Raw genomic sequence first — 19,150 nt, 5'->3', positions numbered from 1 at the left:
GGCGGACACGGGCGGCGTGCCCGTGGTCGGATACGAGGGTGACCGATGACGACACGCCCCGCACCCCATTCCACGACCTCGACACCTACGTCGCGCTCGGGCGCGTCTCCGGGCTCGCGCTGAGCCCGGACGGCGGGCGGCTCGTCACGTCGGTCGCCACGCTCGACGACAAGGCGACGGCCTACCGGAGCGCGGTCTGGGAGATCGACCCCGACGCCGAGCGCCCGGCGCGCCGCCTCACCCGCGGCGGCACCGGCGAGTCCGCCCCGGCCTTCACCGCGTCCGGCGACCTCGTCTTCACCGCCGCGCGGCCCGACCCGGCGGACGAGGAGGGCTCGCGCGCCCGCGCCTGGGTCCTGCCCGCGGGCGGCGGCGAGGCGCGCGTGCTCGCCGACCACCCCGGCGGCGTCGAGGGCGTCCTCACGGCGCGCGCCGCGGACACGGTGGTCGTCGTCGGCTCCCCGCTCCCGGGCTCGACCGACCTCAAGGACGACACCGAGCGACGCAAGGCGCGCACGGACAAGAAGGTGGCGGCGATCCTCCACTCGGGCTACCCGGTCCGCTACTGGGACCACGACCTCGGTCCCGGTCACCCGCACCTCTACCGGGTCGACCCGCCGTCGGCCGGTTCGGCGACGGACGGCGCGAACGCCGCCACGACCGGGCACGACGACGAACGGCCCGACGCCGATGCCCCCGGCACGCTCGTCGACCTCACCCCGGACGCCGGGACCGCCCTGTTCGAGGGCACCCACGTCCTGTCCGACGACGGCACGACGATCCTCGCGGCCTGGTCCGTCCCCGCGGCGCGCGGGGAGCTACGCACCGGCGTCGTGACGATCGACGTCGCGACCGGCGCTCGCCGCTGGGTGGCCGAGCCGTCGGCGGAGCACGAGTTCTCGCCCGTGGCCCTCACGCCGGACGGGGCGCGCGCCGTCGTCACCGTCGAGCAGCCCTCGACCCCGGAGCGGCCCCCGATCGTCACCCTCGCGCTCCTCGACCTCGCCACCGGCCGGCGCGCGACGATCGCCGAGGGCTGGGACCGCTGGATCAGCGAGGCCACGGTCCTCCCGGACGGCTCCGGCATGCTCGCCGTGGCCGACGACCGCGGCCGGGCGCCGGTCTTCCACGTGCCGTTCGACGGCTCGGAGGTCACCCGCCTCACCGCCGACGGCGCGTTTTCGAACGTGCGGATCTCCCCCGACGGGACGCGCGCCTACGCCCTGCGCGCGAGCTACGGGGCGCCGGCCGCACCCGTGCGCCTCGACCTGTCCGTGCTGCGCGAGCCCGCGCTCGGCGGCGCCGAGGTCACCGACGTCCCCTCCCCCGTGCCGGCGCCGACCCTGCCGGGCACGCTCACGGAGATCGAGGCGTTCGCACCCGACGGCCACCCGCTGCGGGGCTGGCTCGCGGTCCCGGACGGCGCCACCGCCGAGAAGCCCGCGCCGCTCCTGCTGTGGGTGCACGGCGGCCCGGTCTCCTCGTGGAACACCTGGTCGTGGCGGTGGAACCCGTGGATCGCCGTCGCGCAGGGGTATGCCGTCGTCCTGCCCGACCCGGCGCTCTCGACCGGGTACGGCTGGGAGTTCATCGAGCGCGGCTGGGGCGCGTGGGGCGGCCACCCGTTCACCGACGTCCTCGCGGTCACCGACGCGGCCGCGTCGCTGCCCGAGATCGACGACGCCCGCACCGCCGCGATGGGCGGGTCGTTCGGCGGGTACATGGCCAACTGGATCGCCGGCCACACCGACCGGTTCGACGCGGTCGTCACGCACGCCTCCTTGTGGAACATCGAGACCTTCTCCGGCACCACCGACGTCGGCTGGTTCTGGGAGCGCGAGATGACGCCGGAGATGCGTGCCGCGCACTCCCCGCACCACGCGGTGGCCGACATCTCGACCCCGATGCTCGTCATCCACGGCGACAAGGACTACCGCGTCCCGATCGGCGAGGGCCTCGCGCTGTGGCGCTCGCTCGTCTCCCGGTCCGCCCTCGCGATGGACGACGCCGGGCACACGCCCCACCGGTTCCTCTACTTCCCCGACGAGAACCACTGGATCCTCACGCCCCAGCACGCCAAGCTCTGGTACCAGGTGGTCCTCGGCTTCCTGTCCGAGCACGTCCTCGGCGAGGAGCCGCCGGCGGCGCCCGACCTGCTCGGGTGAAGCGCCCCGATCTGCTCGGCCGAGCCTGCACGGCAGGCGCGGCGGTCGCGGGCCTTCCGGTCCCGCCCGCGCGGCCGTAGCGTGACGGGATGTTCGGGGAACCTCCGACGTCGCGCACCCGGGAGGCGATGGCTCGGGTGGACCGTGCCCGGTTCCTCCCGCGCGCGACCCGGCCCTACGCGTCCACCGACGCCCCGCTGACGATCGGCCATGGCGCAACGTGCTCCCAGCCCTCGACCGTGCGCGCGATGCTCGAGCTCCTCGACGTGCCCGCGGGTGCGCGGGTCCTCGACGTCGGCAGCGGATCGGGCTGGACCACGGCGATCCTCGCGGAGCTCGTCGGCCGGGGCGGCAGCGTCCTCGGCGTCGAGCTGGTCCCCGAGCTCGTGCGGCGCAGCCGCGCGGCGCTGGAGGGCGCGGCATCGGTGGGGCAGGCGGCGGAGGACGTCGAGACGGCCGCACCCCACGGCCGCACGGGCACCGGCACGGGCACGGACACGGACACGGACACGGAGAAGCCTGCCTCTCCCCGCACCGGCCGTCCGCGGATCGAGTTCCGCGTCGCCGAGGCGGGCGTGCTCGGCGCCCCCGACGACGGGCCGTTCGACCGCATACTCGTGTCAGCCATGTCGGACGCGGTGCCGGAGCCGTTGGTCGCGCAGCTCGCGGTCGGGGGCGTCATGGTCGTGCCGGCGGGCGGGCACCTGGTGAGGGTGCGCAGGACGCCGGACGGCCGCGACGAGGAGCGAGCACCGGGCAGCTACGCGTTCGTCCCGCTGCGCTGACGCGCCGGGCGGGCGCCCCGGATCACGCCCAGACGAGCGCCATCGAGGGGTCCTCGAGGATCGTCGCGATGTCCTTGAGCACGAACGAGCCGAGGGCCCCGTCGACGAGCCGGTGGTCGAAGCTCAGCGCGAGCTGCGTGACCCACCGGACGGCGATCTCGCCGTCGTGCACCCACGGCTGCTGCCGCACGGCGCCGAGCGCGAGGATCGCGGCCTCACCGGGGTTGAGGATCGGCGTGCCGGTGTCGATGCCGAAGGCGCCGACGTTCGTGATCGTGATCGTGCCGTCGGCCATGTCCGCGGGCTGCGTGCGACCGGCCCGCGCGGTCGAGGTCAGCTCGCCGAGCGCCTGCGCGAGCTCCTTGAGGTTGAGCCGGTGCGCGTCCTTGACGTTGGGCACGACGAGCCCCCGGGGCGTCGCCGCGGCGATGCCGAGGTTGACGTAGTGCTTGTAGACGATCTCCTGGGTGTCGTCGTCCCAGGACGCGTTGATCTCGGGGTGCCGGTTGACCGCGAGCAGCAGGGCGCGCATGGCGATGAGCAGCGGCGTCACGTGCAGGCCCTCGAACTCGCGGTCGGCCTTGAGCCGGGCGACGAGCTCCATCGTCCGCGTGACGTCGATCGTGTGGAACTCGCTGACGTGCGGGGCGGTGAACGCCGACTGGACCATCGCCTCCGCGGTCCGGCGGCGCACCGACCGCGCCGGGACGCGCGTGCGCCGGCCGTCGGGCGAGACGGAACCACCCTCGAGCCACGGCTCCTCGTCCGACCACGTGGCGAGCTGCTGGACGTCCGAGCGCTGGTGGAGCGCCACGACGTCCTCGCGCGTGACGATGCCGCCGGGCCCCGTGCCGTGCACGGAGTCGATGTCGACGCCGAGGTCCTTCGCGAGGCGTCGCACCGGGGGCTTGGCCCGGGTCGGACCGCCCGACGCCGGCACGAACCTCGTGCTCGAGCCGCCACCCTCGCGGGTGGCGCGGCCGGGGACGCCGGGGCCCGCGGCGCCGGGAGCCTCGCCGCCCGGGGCCGTGCGCGGGCGGCCGGGGGCCACGCGGGTGCCGGCCGGGCTCGGGCGTGAGACGAGAGGGGCGGGGGCCGGGGACGCGCTCGCCGCGGCGGACGGCCGAGCGGCGCCCGCCGCTGATCCGCCCTGCTGCGCCGCAGCCGGCTCGCGCCGCGGACGGCGTCGGGCGGCGCCCGGCCGGGTCCCGTAGCCGACGAGGACGGCGCCCGACCCGCCGGCGTCGTCGTCGGCCTCGTCCCCCTCCGCGGTGCCGGCAGCCGGCTCGGGGGCGGCGGGCTCATCGGGGCGGGTGTCGAGCTCGACGATCGGGGCGCCGACCTCGACGGTCGTGCCCTCCTCGACGAGCAGCGCGCGGATCTCGCCGGCGAACGGGCTGGGCAGCTCGACGACCGACTTCTCGGTCTCGATCTCGCACAGGGTCTGGTTGACCTCGACCCGCTGGCCGACGGCCACCTCCCAGCTGACGATCTCGGCGTCGGTCAGGCCCTCGCCGACGTCGGGCAGGCGGAAGGTCTGGTGTCGCTGGTCGCTCATCTCGGCTCCTCGGGTGGCGTCTCAGGCGGCGAGCGAACGCTCGACGGCGTCGAGGATCCGGTCGAGGGAGGGCAGGTAGACGGACTCGTGGGCGGAGGCCGGGAACGGCGTGTGGTAGCCGCCGACCCGCAGCACCGGGGCCTCGAGTTCGTAGAAGCACCGCTCCTGGACGGCGGCGGCGAGCTCGGCGCCGGGACCGAAGAAGGTGGGGGCCTCGTGGACGACGACCAGGCGCCCCGTACGGTGGACGGAGGCGGCGACGGCGTCGACGTCGAGCGGGGAGATCGAGCGCAGGTCGATGACCTCGAGGCTCGACCCCTCATCCTGGGCGACCTCGGCCGCCTGCAGCGCCACCTTCACACCCGGACCATAGGACGCGATCGTCAGGTCGGTGCCGGGACGCACCACGCGGGCGGCGTGCAGGTCGCGCGTGAGGGCGTCGGCGGACAGGTCGACGGGGGCGTCGAGCTCGACCGGCCCCTTCTCCCAGTAGCGCGACTTCGGCTCGAGGAAGAGCACGGGGTCCGGGGAGGCGATGGCCTGCTGGATCATCGCGTAGCCGTCGGCGGCGTTGGCCGGGCTGACGATGCGCAGGCCGGCCGTGTGGGCGAACAGCGCCTCGGGCGACTCGCTGTGGTGCTCGATCGCGCCGATGTGGCCGCCGTAGGGCACGCGGACGACGACCGGCATGCTGAGCGCGCCCGACGTGCGGTAGGTGAGCTTCGCGAGCTGCGTGGTGATCTGGTTGTACGCCGGGAAGATGAAGCCGTCGAACTGGATCTCGACGACCGGGCGGTATCCGGCCATCGCCAGGCCGATCGCGGTGCCGACGATCCCGGACTCCGCGAGCGGGGTGTCGACCACGCGGTCCGCACCGAACTCGGCGTGCAGGCCGTCGGTCACGCGGAAGACGCCGCCGAGGGGGCCGACGTCCTCGCCCATGACGAGCACCCGGTCGTCGCGGGTCATCGCGGCGCGCAGGCCCGCGTTGATCGCGCGGGCGAGCGGGAGGGTGGTCGCCGTCGCCGGCGGGGCGGGGTGCATCAGCGGGCCTCCTCGGCGGTCGTGCCGGTGTCGGTGCCGGTGGCGTTGTCGGTGTCCGTGCTCGTGCCGGTCTCCGTGTCGGCGAAGCCGGCCTCGAACGCGAGCATCGCCTCCCGGTCGGCCTCGACCTGCGCGTGCGGGAGCGAGTGGACGTGGTCGAACATCGACCCCGGTGCGTCGGCGCGCTCGGCGAGGCAGGCGGTGCGGGCGTCCCGGGCGAGCGCCTCGGCCTCGGACTCGACGGCGGCGAGGAAGGCGTCGTCCGCGTGCCCGGCGGCGAGCAGGTGGGCACGCATCCGGTCGATCGGGTCCTTCGCGCGCCAGGCCTCCTCCTCGGAACGAGGGCGGTAGCGCGTGGGGTCGTCCGACGTCGTGTGGGCGCCCATCCGGTACGTGACCGCCTCGATGAGGGTCGGCCCCCCGCCGGAGCGCGCGCGGCGCAGCGCCTCGGCGGTGACGGCGTAGGAGGCGAGGACGTCGTTGCCGTCCACGCGGACCGCCGGGATACCGACGCCGGGGCCGCGCCGGGCGATCGGGACGCGCGACTGGACACGGGTGGGGACCGAGATCGCCCACGAGTTGTTCTGGCACAGGAGGACGACGGGCGCCTGGGCGGAGGCGGCGAAGACGAGGGACTCGTTGAAGTCGCCCTCGGAGGCGGCGCCGTCGCCGTGGTAGACGACGACGGCGCGGTCGGCGTCCGTGCCGGTGCCGACGTGCCCGTCGCGCTGGATGCCCATCGCGTACCCGACGGCGTGCAGGGTCTGCGCGGCGAGCACGAAGGTCTGGACCTGGAAGTTGTGCGCGCGGGGGTCCCAACCGCCGTGCCGGGTGCTGCGCATGACGGGCAGCAGGTCGGTGAGCGGCAGGCCGCGGACGAGCGCGACGCCGTGCTCGCGGTAGCTGGGGAAGATCATGTCGGCGGGCCGCTGGGCGTGGGCCGAGCCGATCTGGACGCCTTCCTGCCCGAGGCTCGGCGCCCACAGGCCGAGCTCGCCCTGGCGCTGGAGGCGGGTGGCCTCGGTGTCGAAGGCCCGCGTGAGGACCATGTCGCGGTACATCGCGCGCAGCGTGTCCTCGTCGAGCTCGTCGACGAGCGGCCCGTAGACCGGGTGGTCGATGCGCTCGCCGGCCGGGGTGAGGAGCTGGACCAGGGCGTCCTCCGGGTCGAGCGAGGCGCCGCGCGGGGCGGGGACGGAGGAGGTCGCGTCGGGGGTGCCGGAGGCGGGGGCGTGACCGGCGCCGTTCGGGGCGTGGTTCGCACCGTTCGGACCCTGGGCCGTGGTGGCCGACTCGTGCGTGGAGCTGGTGGTGGGCACGGACACGTGGTCCTCCTTCGGTCGTCCGACGCTGCGGTGCGGGAGCGGATCCGGTGGGGCCCCATCCTGCACCTCCCGTGGCCCGGGGTCCGGCCGGCCGCGCGATCGGCGCGGCCGGCCGGAGGACTCCGTACGCGATCGGCGCACCTCGTCCGAGCCGTCGGACACCGCGTGGGGATCGCCCGCGGGTGCCCGGAAAGCTACCTACGGTCATGTAGGCTACACATGTGTAGGTTGCGGCGCGAGCGCCGCGCCCGGTGGCCTGTCCCACACGCCCGGCCCGTCGTCGAGATTGCGGTTGGTGCACGTCGAGATTGCGGTTGGGAGAACCACGACCGGTCGAGAGTGCGGCTCAGCGCCCCGCTGGTCGCCGAGATTACGGTTGGTGCACGTCGAGATTGCGGTTCGTCGTCGTTCGGGGCCGTACGCGCCCGGGGCCTCGCCCCCTAAGGTCGCGGCATGAGCGGACTCGTCCCGTACCTGCTGTTCCCCGGCACCGCCCGCGAGGCGATGGAGCACTACCGGTCGGTGTTCGGCGGTGAGCTGCAACTGATGGACTACGCCTCCGCCGGCCGCCACGACGGGCCGCCCGACTCGGTGGCGCACGCGATGCTGCTGGGCGAGGTCGAGATCGCGGGCGCGGACGCCGGCGCCGACGAGGACGGCGTGGCCATGACCGGCATGTTCCTCTCGCTGCTCGGCACGGCGGAGCCCGCGACCCTCGCCGCCTGGTTCGAGGCGCTCGCCGACGGCGGCCGCGTCATCGACCCGCTGCAGCGGCGGCCGTGGGGCGACCACGACGGCACGCTGATCGACCGCTACGGCGTGCGCTGGCTCATCGGCCACGAGGGCTGACGCGCCGCGGCAGGCTCACCCAGCACGGGCCGCGCTCACCCAGCACGGTCCGTGCCTCCCCGGCACGGCCTGTCGCTCCCCCGTGCACGGGCCTCACCCCAGCTGCGCCGCCACGAGCGCGAGGACGGCGTCGGTGTTCTCACGCGTCCCGATGCTGATGCGCACGCCGTCGCCGGCGAAGGGCCGCACGAGGAGGTCGACCTCGCGGGCGGCGTCCGCGAACGACGCCGCACCGTCGCCGAGCCGGAGCCACACGAAGTTCGCCTGCGTCTCCGGGATCTCGAGGCCGAGCCCGCGCAGCCCCGCTACGAGGCGCTCGCGCTCGGCCACCACCTCGGCGACGCGCCGGCGGATCTCAGGGTCCGCGTCGAGGGCGGCGAGCGCCGCGGCCTGCGCCGGGCTCGAGACGCCGAACGGGGTCGACGCCGAACGGATGCCCGCCACGATCTCGGGATGCCCGAGGGCGTACCCGACGCGCAGGCCGGCGAGCGAGGCCGCCTTGGAGAACGTCCGCAGGACCACGAGGTTCGGGTGCGCCGGGAGCAGTGAGGGTCCGTCGGTCGGGTCGGCGGCGGTGACGAAGTCGATGTAGGCCTCGTCGAGCAGGACGAGCACCGTGGGCGGCACGGCCTCGAGGAACGCGGCCACCTCGGTGCGCGTGAGCGCGGTCCCGGTCGGGTTGTTCGGCGAGCAGAGCAGGATGACGCGGGTGCGGTCGGTGACGGCGTCGGCCATCGCGTCGAGGCGGTGCCGGCCCTCGGGGTCGAGCGGGACGCGCACCATCGACGCCCCCGTGACCTGCACGGCGATCGGGTAGGCCTCGAAGCTTCGCCAGGGCGCGACGACCTCGTCGCCCGGGCCGCACGTCGCGCGCAGGATCGTCTCGAGCACCGCGGTCGACCCGCCGCCCACCACGACCTGGTCGGGCGCGACGCCGTGCCGCCCGGCGAGCGCCTCGGTCAGCTCGACCGCCGCCATGTCCGGGTAGCGGCCGGAGTCCTCGACCGCCGCCTGGACCGCCTCGACCACCCCGGGCAGCGGCGGGAAGGGCATCTCGTTGGACGAGAGCTTGGCGACCGGCCGGTCGTGCGCGGGCCGCTCCCCCGGCACATAGGCCGGGAGCGAGGCGATGTCGGCCCGCAGGAGGTCGGCGGGACGGGCGGGGGTGGGCGGGAACGTGCTGGACATCGGTCCAGCATGCCCCGCGCGCCCCTCCGAGGTGGTGGAGCGCCACGGGTCGGGCGCGCGTGACGCGGAGTCGGTGTCGGTGTCGGTGTCGGAGTCACGAGGGCGAGCCTCACCCGCACTCTCGACACACGAAGGCCCGACGACGAACAACGCGCCCGCCCTCACCCGCACTCTCGACGAACGAGGGCCCGACGACGAACCGCAATCTCGACGTGCACCAACCGCAGTCTCGACGAACGAGGGTCAGGCCTTGCGCGGCCACCAGGGGATGCGCGGGCGCGGCGTGACGACCTCCGGGACGCCCTCCTTGACGGCGTTGGTGATGACACCGGTGCCGTAGGAGGCGTCGTCGAGCAGCCGCATGGCCAGGCTCGTGACGGGCCCGAGGCGCGTGGGGCGCAGGAGGTGGTCGCGCACCGGCTCCCAGGCCATGGCGGCGGCGAAGCCACGGGCGAGCCCGGACCGCGGCGTCGAGGCGAGCACCGCCCAGCCGATCGGCCACCAGTCGCGCCGCAGCAGGTGCCCGGTCCAGAACCCGTCGGACCAGATCTGCCGGCCGGCCATCTCGGCGACCACCGTGTGCGGGACCTCGTCGGGCAGGACCGCGCGCTGGCGGGCGACCTCGTAGGCGGCGACCCCGGCGGCGAGCCACCTGTGCCCCGTGGCGGCGAGCCCGATGAACGCGAGGCCGGACAGGCTCGGCGACGCGGGCGTGAGCCGGCCCGGGTGGCGCTTCTCGAGGTGCGCGGCCGAGCCGCCGTAGTCGGCGCGGCGGCCGACGAACGCCCGCCACGTGGTCCGGACCTCGTGGTGGACGACCACGTCCGGGGCGTACAGCACGTTCCAGCCGGCCTCGTCCATGCGCCAGAACAGGTCGACGTCCTCGCCGACCCGCATACCGGGCTCGAACGGCGGGTCGGTGACGGCGGAGCGGCGCACGAGGACGGCGGCGCTCGGCAGCCAACCGACCATCACCCCGTGGACGACCCGGCTGGGGATCGGCCCCATGTCGATCTCCGAGCGCGTCTCCTCGTAGAGCTCGATCGAGCTCTCGCCGTCGAAGCGGGGTCGGACGCGGGGCCCGACGGCGCCGAGCCGCTCGTCGTCGAGCATCGGCCGCAGGCGCGCGATCCAGTCGTCGCTCGCGCGGGCGTCGGAGTCGATGAACGCGACGAACGGGGCGCTCGTCGCGGCGAACCCCGTGTTGCGGGCGCCGCCCGGGCCGGTGTTGACCTCCTGGCGCATGAGCCGGGCGCCGTGCCGAGCGGTGATCTCCTCGATGCGGGCCGCGTGCTCGGGGTCGGGGGTGGCGTCGTCGACGACCGTGACCGGGTGCCCCTCGACGGCGAGGGACTCGAGCAGCGGGTCGAGCAGGGTCGGGTCGCCGTACATCGGGATGACGACCTCGACGTCCGTCACCTCGCCGTACGCGACGGGCTTGGGGTGGACGATGCCGAGGTCGAGGAGGAACCGGGCGGCTGCCCGCTCGGTGTCGTCGGCCGCCTCGGTGCCCCATCTGTCGGCGTCCCGCACCCGGGCGGCGAAGTCGCGGAACTCCTCGGGTACGACGGTGACCGAGAACGGCGAGCCGCCGAGGACCACGCGCCCCGCCCGCAGGACCGTCTCGGGCGCCCAGACCACGGTCCGGCCGGCGACGACGTCCACCTCCCCACGCTCGGGGGGCTCCGGGAAGGGAGGGGGCCCCCAGGGGGTGGTCGTCACGTCGGTCGTCGTCACGTCGTCTCCTGTCCTACCGGCTGCCGGTGCGGTGCCGACGCGGGGACGACGACACTCGTCCCATTCTCCCAGTCCTCCGCACCCGTCGTGCGTGATCGATCGTCGTTCGCTCCAGGCGGAGCGTCGAACACGGCCCGACGACGAACCGCAGTCTCGACGGACCTGAGCCGCACTCTCGACACCTCGGCCCGACGACGAACCCCGCCCCTCGCCGTCGTCCGCCCCTCGCCGTCACCCCTCCCGCTCGAGCTCGACGACGACCGAGGTCGTGACGGCCCCCTCCTCCCCCGCGCCGAGCAGGTAGGCGAACTCCTCCTGCACCGCGACGACGCCCGGGTCGTGCCCCCGGTGCTCGACGACGCCCGCCCACGCGGCCGCCGAGTGCTCGGGGTAGTGCCCCTCGAACGGGAACACCTCGGACAGATCCCGGTCCCGGGTCGAGGTGTCCACCGTGTAGGCGCTCCGGCTGCCGGTCGCGGCGTTCGGGTCGATGTGCGGGACCGGGGCGCCGTCGAGGCCGGACACGGCGTCGTCGGCGACGTCGACGCTCATGTGGTGCCCGGCCACGGGTGCGCCGGCGTGGGCGATCGGCGCGTTGAGCGCCACGCTCGTGCGCAGGTCGTACCGGCGCGCGTCGTCCCCGGCCGCCCAGTGCGCGACCCCCAGCCCGCCCTGGCTGTGCCCGATCATCCCCACCGCGTCCCCGTCCCGCGCGCCGGCCAGCTCGAGCGCCTCCGAGATGCCCTCCATGAGCGCCGAGCTGCCGGTGGCGGCGAGCTCGATGTTCGAGGCGTTGTCCATGAGGTTGTCTGGGTCGGCCACCGTCGCGTCCCCGCTCGTCCCGGGGATGACGACGACAAACGACGTCGACCCGTCCGCGTGCTCCGTCCGCAGGACCTCGAGGTGGGGACGGTTCTCGCGCCCGGACTCGGCGTGCAGCGGGTCGACCCGCCGGACGAGGTCGGCCACCGAACCGGGCCGGGCGGCGTCGAGCACCGCCGACGTCCGGCCCGGCGCCGGTCGGCGCGAGAGCAAGGAGCCCGGCGCGCCCGGACCTCCCGGGCCTCCCGGCGCACCAGGGCCTCCTCGGGCATCCGCGACGACCGAGCCCGGGGGTGCCCCGACCCGCAGGCCGGTCGCCCCCGCGAGCACCGGCAGGAGGCCGGGCACCGGCTCGTCGTCGAGGACCGCCCTCGCGCCGCCGGGCGACCCGATGCTGAGGGCCCGGGCCAGGGGAAGCGCCGCGAGCGCGGCCGTCTCGCCGGCCGCCGGGTCACCCTGCACACCGGTCAGCAGCGGCGAGGTCCCGGTGGCGTCGGCCGCGAGATCGATCGCCCCGCCGGCCGCAGCCACCTCCGCGTCGAGCGCCGCGGCGATGCCCGGGCCGCCGGGGCGAGCCGCCCACCCCGGGTTCGTCAGCACGCCGTAGCCCGGGAGGAACCAGCCGGCGGGGTTCGGAGTCGCGAGCACCCGCCCCGTGATCACGCGCGGGAGCCCCATGGCGTTGGACAGCGCCCCGAGCACCCGGAACCGGGCACCCGCACCCCCGTCCGCGCGCTCCGCCATTTCTGCCCACCCCCGCAGGCCGCTCGCGAGGTCTGCCACCCGCCCGGCCACGGTGTCGATCGTGTCCGCCGCCCCCTGCGCCGACGCCCCGACGGCCACGAGGTCGGCGGCGAGCAGCGGGTCGTGCCCGGGGTTCGGGACCGGGACGAGGATCCGCCCGCCGTGCTGCGGGGTCGATCCGACGAGCCGGAGCGGCGCCGCGGCCGCCCGCAGGCCCTCCGCCACCTCGTCGAGCTCGTCCGCGAGACCGCGCACCTCGTCCGGGTCGACGTCCATGCCATCCCTGGACGAGGTGACGTGCTCGGCCTCGACGGGGTCGGGCGGGACCGGAGGGTCCGGCCGGTCGCCGGCGACCGGCCGGGTCAGCCCACCCATCGCAGCGCTCCCACGCCCGGAGCACCCTCGAGGTCGATCCGCACCGTGAGGCCGATCAGCCGTCCCTCGATCCCGCGCAACGTGGTGAGCGCGGACTCGACCTCCCCGCGCAGCTCCTCGCGCCGGTTCGTAGCGATCGTGCCCGCCTCGCCGGTCCACGCGGTCGGCGCGCAGGCCGACAGCCTGTCCCGCACGCCCTCCAGCGCCGTGGCCTGCGCACGCACCCGTTGCAGGTCCGCCTCGATCTGCTCGAGCATGCCGTCCCCCCTCTCGTCACCGGAACGCTAGGCGGGCTTCCGGACGGCGCACCGGGGGTGGCGGGGCGGCCTGTGGGCGGGAGCGTGGCAGGGCTGCCTGTGGGGACGGCGACAACGCCGCGCCGACGACGCCGGTTCGGCTCGGCCGCACCGACCGATCAGCCCGGCCAGCCGGGCAGCCGGGCAGCCGAGCAGCCGAGCAGCCGGGCAGCCGAGCAGCCGAGAGACTCTCTCGATCTCAGTCCGCGGCGAGCGGCTGCCGCGCGGCCCAGTCGGTGAGCTCGACCCGCGGCCCGGTGTAGAACGGCGTCTCCTCGCGGACGTGGAGGCGGGCGTCGACGCCGCGCAGCTCGCGCATCACGTCGACGATCCGGTGCAGCTCGGGCGCCTCGAAGGCGAGGATCCACTCGTAGTCGCCGAGGGCGAACGCGGACACGGTGTTGGCGCGCACGTCCGCGTAGTCGCGCGCGGCCATGCCGTGCTCGCGCAGCATCCGGGAGCGCTCCTCGGCGGGCAGGACGTACCAGTCGAGGGACCGCACGAACGGGTAGACGCAGATGTAGTCGCCCGCGGGCTCGCCGGCGAGGAAGGCCGGGACGTGGCGCCTGTTGAACTCCGCCGCCCGGTGCAGGCCCACGACCGACCAGACGGGCTCGAGGGCCGCACCCAGGTCGGACGCCCGCAGCGCGTGGTACGCCGCCTGGACCTCCTCGATCGTCTCGGCGTGCCACCAGACCATGAGGTCGGCGTCGGCCCGCAGGCCGGCCACGTCGTACCAGCCGCGCACCTCGACACCGGTCGCGCGCACCGCACGCTCGGCGTCGGCCACGAGGGCGTCCCGCTCGGCGGCGTCGGCCGGCAGCGGCTGCGTGGTCGCGAACACCGACCACATCGTGTAGCGCACCGTCTCGTTGAGCGCCTCCGCCTCGTGCTCGCTCAGGTCGTTCGCGCTGCCGCTCATGCCGTCTCCTCGATCGGTGTCACCACGTCGTTCGGCTGCCCGCACAGCGCGAGCCTGCCGTCGTCGACACCGTCCCGGACGGCGCAGCACCCCACGCCGCACACCGAGTCCCACGCGGGCAGGTCGCCGACGACCCCGCGCCGCCCCGGACCACCCGCCTCGACACCCCGCGCCTCGGCGGCGCGGTCGAGCAGAAGGTCGACAAGCCCGGACACGAACTGGGCATACGTCCCGGCGGTCGCCGCGCGGGCGAAGGACAGTCCGAGCTCCTCGGCGGTCTCGGCGGCCTCGGTGTCGAGGTCGTAGACGACCTCCATGTGGTCGGAGACGAACCCGATCGGGCTGAGCACCACGGAGTCCATGCCGCCCGCGGCGCGCTCCCGCAGGGCGTCGTTGACGTCGGGCTCGAGCCACGGGGTGCGCGGGTCGCCGGACCGGGAGCAGTAGGTGAGCGACCAGTCGAGCTCGCGCCCGAGCCGCTCCCCGACCTCGGCGGCGACGAGCCGCGCGACCTCCTCGTGCTGCTCGGCGTAGGTCGCGGCCGCCCCCCGCCCGGAGGCGACCTCCATCGTCGTCGGGATGGAGTGCGTGACGAACATGAGGTGCGGCTCCCCGCCGAGCTCGCGCATCGAGGCCTCGACCGCGTCGGCGTTGGCCGAGACGAAGCCCGGGTCGTTGAAGTACGGCCGCACCTTGTCGACCACCAGCGGGCGCCCCTCGGCCACGAGCTGCGGGACGTACCGCCCCACGTCCTGGCGGTACTGGCGGCAGCTCGAGTACGAGCCGTACGCCGAGGTGGCGACCATGGCCACGCGGCGGGCACCGGCGTCGTGGAGCTCGCGCAGCACGTCGACGCCGTCCGGGTCCCAGTTCCGGTTGCCCCACGCCACGGGCACGTCGAGCCCGCGCGCGGCGACCTCGGCGCGCAGCGCCTCGAGCAGCGCGCGGTTGAGGTCGTTGATCGGACTGCGCCCGCCGAACGCGTAGTAGTGCTCGCCGACCTCCTCGAGCCGCTCGTCCGGGATCCCGCGGCCGGCGGTGACGCGGCGCAGGAACGGCACGACCTCCTCGGGCTTCTCGGGGCCGCCGAAGGACATGAGCAGGACGGCGTCGTAGGGCGCGAGCGCGCCGACCGTCACGGGGGGCGCGGCCTGCGGCGCGGCGCCGAGGTCGTCCCGCTCCTCGGCCGTCGGTCGGTCGGTCGTCACGGTCACGTCGTGGTCCTCCTCGTGGGTCGGCGGCCCGGTCCGGCGTCCGCGGTCTCGTCGGTCACCGAGATGCCGGTGACGAGCTCGAGCGCGCGGACGAACTCCTCGCCCCTGCCGTCGCGGCCGGCCGCCCGGGCCGCGACCGTGGGTGGGTGGGCGAGGCGGGCGGCGAGGCGCCTGAGGGCCTGGGCCGCCTGGTCGGCGGGGACGGTGCCCGCCATCGGAAGTCGGGTGAGCTCGTCCTCCAACGCGGAGCCGACGCGGTCGCGCACGGCGACCACCACGTCGTCCATCTCGCGCTCGGCGCGGGTGTCGAGCACGGCGCGCACCTCCTCGGCGAGCACCTCCTGGGCGCGTCGCACCTGCCCGTCGGTCGCCGCGGGCGCGTGCGCCTTGACGGTGTCGAGATCGACGACGACGACGCCCGGCAGCGCAGCAGCCTCGGTCGTCACGTCGTGCCGGAGGGCGAGGTCGACGACGACGAGCGGCGCCGCGCGTCCTGCCGACCGCCGTGCCGCCAGCGCGGCCAACACCACGTCGGCGTCGAGGACCGCCGAGCCGGTGCCGCGGCAGGCGACGACGACGTCCGCCGACGCGAGCTCGTCCGCGAGGTCGCCGGCCTCCCGCACCTCCTGGGTCTCGGCGAACCGGCGAGCGCGTCCACTGGCGGACCACACGGCGATGTCGGTGCACTCGCGGCGACGCAGCGCGGCGACGGTCGCGCCTGCGTAGGCGCCGGTGCCGACCACGAGGGCGCGCCCGCCGGACCACGAGACGCGCGGCGGACCGCCGGACTCCGGGGTCCACGGCTCGGCGTCCCGGGGGCAGCCCGGGCGCTCGTGGACCGCGCCGGCGAGGTCGAGCGCCACAGCGACCACGGAGCGGCCGGCGGCGGCGAGGTCGGTGTCCACCGCGATGCGGCGCGAGGCCCGCGACGCCCGCTGAAGCGCGTCCTCGAGCGCAGGCGTCGTGGAGCCGGCGGCGCGGGCGCCCTCGAGCGCGCGGCGGACCTGGCCGACGATCTCGCGCTCGCCCACCACCATGGCATCGAGCCCGCTGGCGACCTCGAAGAGGTGGCGCAGGGCGTCGTGGCCGTCGGTGCGGCCGGTGAGGTCGTCGACCTCGGCGGCGTCGACACCGGAGGCGGTAGCCAGGGCGGCGCGGGCGGCGTCGAGCGCGGCGTCGGGGTCCTCGGCCTCGAGGTAGAGCTCGACCCGGTTGCAGGTGGCCAGCACGACCGCGCCGTCGACCGCCGGGTGTCCGGCGAGCCGGGACGGCAGGGACTCGACGCCCACGCTGAGGCGCTCGAGGTCCCCGAGCGTCACCGAGTGGTGATCGGCGGAAAGCAGGGTGAGCGGCACCGCTGCAGGCTAGCAATTCCGCCGCCGTGGCATTTCCTGGTCCGTGCACAATGGCGGGGTGACGAATTCCGTGGCCGCCCCCGTCGGCGCCGAGACCCCCGCCGCGCCCGCCCTCCTGACGGCCTATTCCGGACGGACGCCGGACCGTCTGCCGATCTGGTTCATGCGCCAGGCCGGCCGGTCGCTGCCCGAGTACAAGGAGGTCCGCGCGGGCACCGAGATGCTCGACGCCTGCCTCACCCCGGACCTCGCCGCGGAGATCACGTGCCAGCCGGTGCGGCGCCACGGCGTGGATGCGGCGATCCTCTTCTCGGACATCGTCGTCCCGCTGCGGCTCGCGGGGGTCGAGGTCGAGATCGTCCCCGGCACCGGCCCGGTCATCGCCGAACCGGTCCGCACGCGGGCTGACGTCGCGCGCCTCACCGCCCACGAGCCCGGTGACCACGCCCCGATCGCCGCCGCGGTCCGCGCCGTCACCGAGGAGCTCGGCACCGGCGAGCGCCCCGGCGACACCCCGCTCATCGGCTTCGGCGGCGCGCCGTTCACCCTCGCCGCCTACCTGGTCGAGGGCCGCCCGTCGCGCGACCACCTCGCGGCGCGCGCGCTCATGCACGCGGACCCGAAGGCGTGGGACGAGCTCCTCACCTGGACCGCGGACCTCACCGGGGCTTTCCTCGCCGCGCAGGTCGACGCCGGGGTCCGCGCCGTCCAGCTCTTCGACTCCTGGGCCGGCTCGCTGTCCGTCGACGACTACACCGAGCGGGCCGCCCCGTACTCCGCCCGTGCGCTCGACCACGTCGCCGGCCGGGTCCCGCGCGTCTCGTTCGGCACCGGCACGTCCGAGCTGCTCACCGTCATGGCCGGGCACGCGGAGGTCGTCGGGGTCGACCACCGCATCCGCCTCGACGTGGCGAACGACCGCCTCGGCGGCCGCGTCCCGCTCCAGGGCAACATCGACCCCGCACTGCTCACCGCACCGTGGGAGGTCCTCGAGCGCCACGTCCGCGCCGTCGTCGAGGCCGGCCGAGCCGCGCCCGCGCACGTCGTCAACCTCGGCCACGGCGTCCCGCCGACCACCGACCCGGGCGTCCTCACGCGCGTCGTCGAGCTCGTCCACTCCCTGTGACCGGAGCCGGCCCGTCCTGGGACGTCGCCGTCGTCGGGGCGGGCATCGCGGGCCTGACGATCGCACACGACGTCGCCCGGTCCGGCCGGTCGGTCCTCCTCGTCGAGGCGTCGGGCCGGGTCGGGGGGCTCGTCTCGCCGCTCGCCCTCGACCTCACCACCCCGTCCGACGGCGAACCCCCCGCCGACCCGGACCCGCTCGACGGCGGGACGCGCGGTGGTCCGGTCGTCCTCGACGGCGGCGCAGAGGCCATGGGCACGCGCCGGCCGGCGGCGATCGAGCTGGCCGAGGACCTGGGACTCACGATCGAACGACCCGCGGCCGGCTCGTGGGTGCAGCCGGCAGCCGGCCCCGCGCGGCCCGTGCCCCCGCGGTCGCTGCTCGGGATCCCCTCGGACCTCACCCACCCGCTCGTCGTCGGCATCCTCGGCGAGCGCCGGGCGCGGCTGGCGGCGGAGGCGGACGCCGCGCACCGGGTCGGGGCCCTGCCCGGTCCGGCCTCCCTCGCCGACCTCGTGCGGGACGCGCTGGGGGAGGACGTCCTCGAGCTCCTCGTCCGCCCGATCGCCGGCGCCCTGCACGCCGCCGACCCGGCGCAGCTCTCGATCGACGTCGTGGCACCCGGCCTGCGCGCGGCCCTGGCCTCGCACGGGACGCTGACCGGCGCCGTCGGGTCGCTGGTCGACGAGGGTCCCGCCGTCGCCACCGTCCGTGGCGGGATGCACCTGCTCCCCGCCGCGCTCGCCCGCGCGGCCGGGGCAGCCGGCGCCGAGATCCGCACGGCGGTCCGCGCCGAGCGCCTCGCACGGGACGGCGACGCCTGGCTCGTCGGGATCCCGGAGGGCGCCGCGGACGCCGGCGCGACCGGCGGCAGCGACCGGACCACCCTGCGCGTGCGGGAGGTGGTGCTCGCCGTGCCCGGGCCGGAGGCCCTGCGGCTCGCCCGTCCCGAGCTCCCCGCAGCGCAGGGGATCCGGCTCGCGCCCGGCGCACCGGTGGAGCACCGCACCCTCGTCCTCGACGCGTCGGAGCTCGACGGGGCGCCGCGCGGGTCGGGCGTCATCGTCGGGGAGGGGGCGGCGCCGGGCGGACGCCCCGTGCGGGCGAAGGCGCTCACCCACTCGAGCGCGAAGTGGCCGTGGGTGGCGGCGGCGCTCGGCGGCCGGCACGCCGTGCGGCTCTCCTACGGGCGACCGGGCGAGGAGCCGTTCGTGCCGGGCGTCGACGAGGCCCTCGCCGACGCCGCCGCCCTGCTGGGCGTCGACCTCGATCCCGGTCGGCTGCTCGCCTCGGCACCGATCTCCCACGGCGGTGCCCTCGCGCCGCAGACCCCGGACACCCGCGAGGCCGTCGCGGACCTCGCGGCGACGGCGGCGGAGCGCGACCTCCACCTCGCCGGGGCCTGGGTCGCCGGGACGGGCCTCCCGGCGGTCGTCGCCCACGCCCGACGGCTGGCCTCGCGTCTCGTCTGAGCCGCGTCGCACCACGCGCGACCCGCGCCACGCACGAGCCCCGTCACGCGCGGCCCACGCCGCACCGCACCGCACTGCGCCGCACCGCACCCCGCGCTGTTGCGCACATCATGTGACCTACCTCCGTTACGCAACGACGGAACATGCGCTTCCCCACAAACGACATGACGACT

General features: G+C 75.7%; 15 protein-coding genes. 5 read left to right on the top strand and 10 right to left on the bottom strand.

The annotated features are described in order from the left end of the window. Positions 1 to 38: 38 nt before the first annotated feature. Entirely contained in the window at positions 39 to 2,165 is a 2,127-nt protein-coding gene (locus AC24FB_RS08540; protein WP_425713834.1) for a prolyl oligopeptidase family serine peptidase, read from the top strand. Positions 2,166 to 2,293: 128 nt separating this feature from the next. After that, positions 2,294 to 2,950, top strand: a complete 657-nt coding sequence (locus AC24FB_RS08535) for a protein-L-isoaspartate O-methyltransferase family protein (RefSeq protein WP_425713835.1) — start codon at positions 2,294 to 2,296, stop codon at positions 2,948 to 2,950. Positions 2,951 to 2,972: 22 nt separating this feature from the next. Here AC24FB_RS08535 and AC24FB_RS08530 read toward each other — a convergent pair whose 3' ends face one another. From AC24FB_RS08530 to pdhA, 3 genes are read right to left on the bottom strand one after another with little or no spacing between them, the layout of a single operon-like run. Continuing rightward, positions 2,973 to 4,508 carry a dihydrolipoamide acetyltransferase family protein gene (locus AC24FB_RS08530; RefSeq protein ID WP_425713836.1) on the bottom strand — a complete coding sequence of 512 codons (1,536 nt, stop codon included), beginning with the start codon at positions 4,506 to 4,508 and terminating at the stop codon, positions 2,973 to 2,975. 21 nt (positions 4,509 to 4,529) lie between these two features. Next, a complete protein-coding gene (locus tag AC24FB_RS08525; RefSeq protein WP_425713837.1) occupies positions 4,530 to 5,552 on the bottom strand; it encodes an alpha-ketoacid dehydrogenase subunit beta in 1,023 nt (340 codons plus the stop codon). Next, entirely contained in the window at positions 5,552 to 6,877 is a 1,326-nt protein-coding gene (gene pdhA / locus AC24FB_RS08520) for a pyruvate dehydrogenase (acetyl-transferring) E1 component subunit alpha (RefSeq protein WP_425713838.1), read from the bottom strand. The genes AC24FB_RS08525 and pdhA overlap by 1 nt, the downstream gene beginning before the upstream one ends. A 453-nt stretch (positions 6,878 to 7,330) precedes the next feature. Here pdhA and AC24FB_RS08515 point away from each other — a divergent pair, with 453 nt between their 5' ends. Further along, positions 7,331 to 7,726, top strand: a complete 396-nt coding sequence (locus tag AC24FB_RS08515) for a VOC family protein (RefSeq protein WP_425713839.1) — start codon at positions 7,331 to 7,333, stop codon at positions 7,724 to 7,726. 93 nt (positions 7,727 to 7,819) lie between these two features. Here AC24FB_RS08515 and hisC read toward each other — a convergent pair whose 3' ends face one another. The 7 genes from hisC to AC24FB_RS08480 form a co-directional block, all read right to left on the bottom strand. Next, on the bottom strand, positions 7,820 to 8,914 hold the full coding sequence (gene hisC, locus AC24FB_RS08510; RefSeq protein WP_425713840.1) for a histidinol-phosphate transaminase: 1,095 nt from the start codon (positions 8,912 to 8,914) through the stop codon (positions 7,820 to 7,822). A 243-nt stretch (positions 8,915 to 9,157) separates the two neighbouring features. Then, positions 9,158 to 10,651 (bottom strand): mycofactocin biosynthesis glycosyltransferase MftF, encoded by a 1,494-nt coding sequence (gene mftF / locus AC24FB_RS08505; RefSeq protein WP_425713841.1) that lies wholly within the window; start codon positions 10,649 to 10,651, stop codon positions 9,158 to 9,160. A 231-nt stretch (positions 10,652 to 10,882) separates the two neighbouring features. Continuing rightward, a complete protein-coding gene (locus AC24FB_RS08500) occupies positions 10,883 to 12,592 on the bottom strand; it encodes a hypothetical protein (RefSeq protein WP_425713842.1) in 1,710 nt (569 codons plus the stop codon). After that, positions 12,580 to 12,849, bottom strand: coding sequence for a hypothetical protein (locus tag AC24FB_RS08495; RefSeq protein ID WP_425713843.1), 270 nt, complete (start codon positions 12,847 to 12,849; stop codon positions 12,580 to 12,582). Before AC24FB_RS08495 ends, AC24FB_RS08500 begins: the two co-directional genes overlap by 13 nt. Before the next feature lie 238 nt (positions 12,850 to 13,087). Beyond that, positions 13,088 to 13,810, bottom strand: coding sequence for a hydrogen peroxide-dependent heme synthase (hemQ, locus tag AC24FB_RS08490; RefSeq protein WP_425713844.1), 723 nt, complete (start codon positions 13,808 to 13,810; stop codon positions 13,088 to 13,090). After that, positions 13,807 to 15,024, bottom strand: coding sequence for a ferrochelatase (locus AC24FB_RS08485; protein WP_425713845.1), 1,218 nt, complete (start codon positions 15,022 to 15,024; stop codon positions 13,807 to 13,809). Before AC24FB_RS08485 ends, hemQ begins: the two co-directional genes overlap by 4 nt. Further along, entirely contained in the window at positions 15,021 to 16,379 is a 1,359-nt protein-coding gene (locus AC24FB_RS08480) for a glutamyl-tRNA reductase (protein WP_425713846.1), read from the bottom strand. Before AC24FB_RS08480 ends, AC24FB_RS08485 begins: the two co-directional genes overlap by 4 nt. 58 nt (positions 16,380 to 16,437) lie before the next feature. Here AC24FB_RS08480 and hemE point away from each other — a divergent pair, with 58 nt between their 5' ends. Beyond that, positions 16,438 to 17,505 (top strand): uroporphyrinogen decarboxylase, encoded by a 1,068-nt coding sequence (hemE, locus tag AC24FB_RS08475; RefSeq protein WP_425713847.1) that lies wholly within the window; start codon positions 16,438 to 16,440, stop codon positions 17,503 to 17,505. After that, entirely contained in the window at positions 17,502 to 18,977 is a 1,476-nt protein-coding gene (locus AC24FB_RS08470; RefSeq protein WP_425713848.1) for a protoporphyrinogen/coproporphyrinogen oxidase, read from the top strand. Before hemE ends, AC24FB_RS08470 begins: the two co-directional genes overlap by 4 nt. Positions 18,978 to 19,150 lie beyond the last annotated feature (173 nt).

Source organism: Georgenia sp. Z1344, assembly GCF_057652375.1.
The sequence above is the reverse complement of the archived record's forward strand: the minus strand, read 5'-3'. Positions and strand labels throughout refer to the sequence as shown.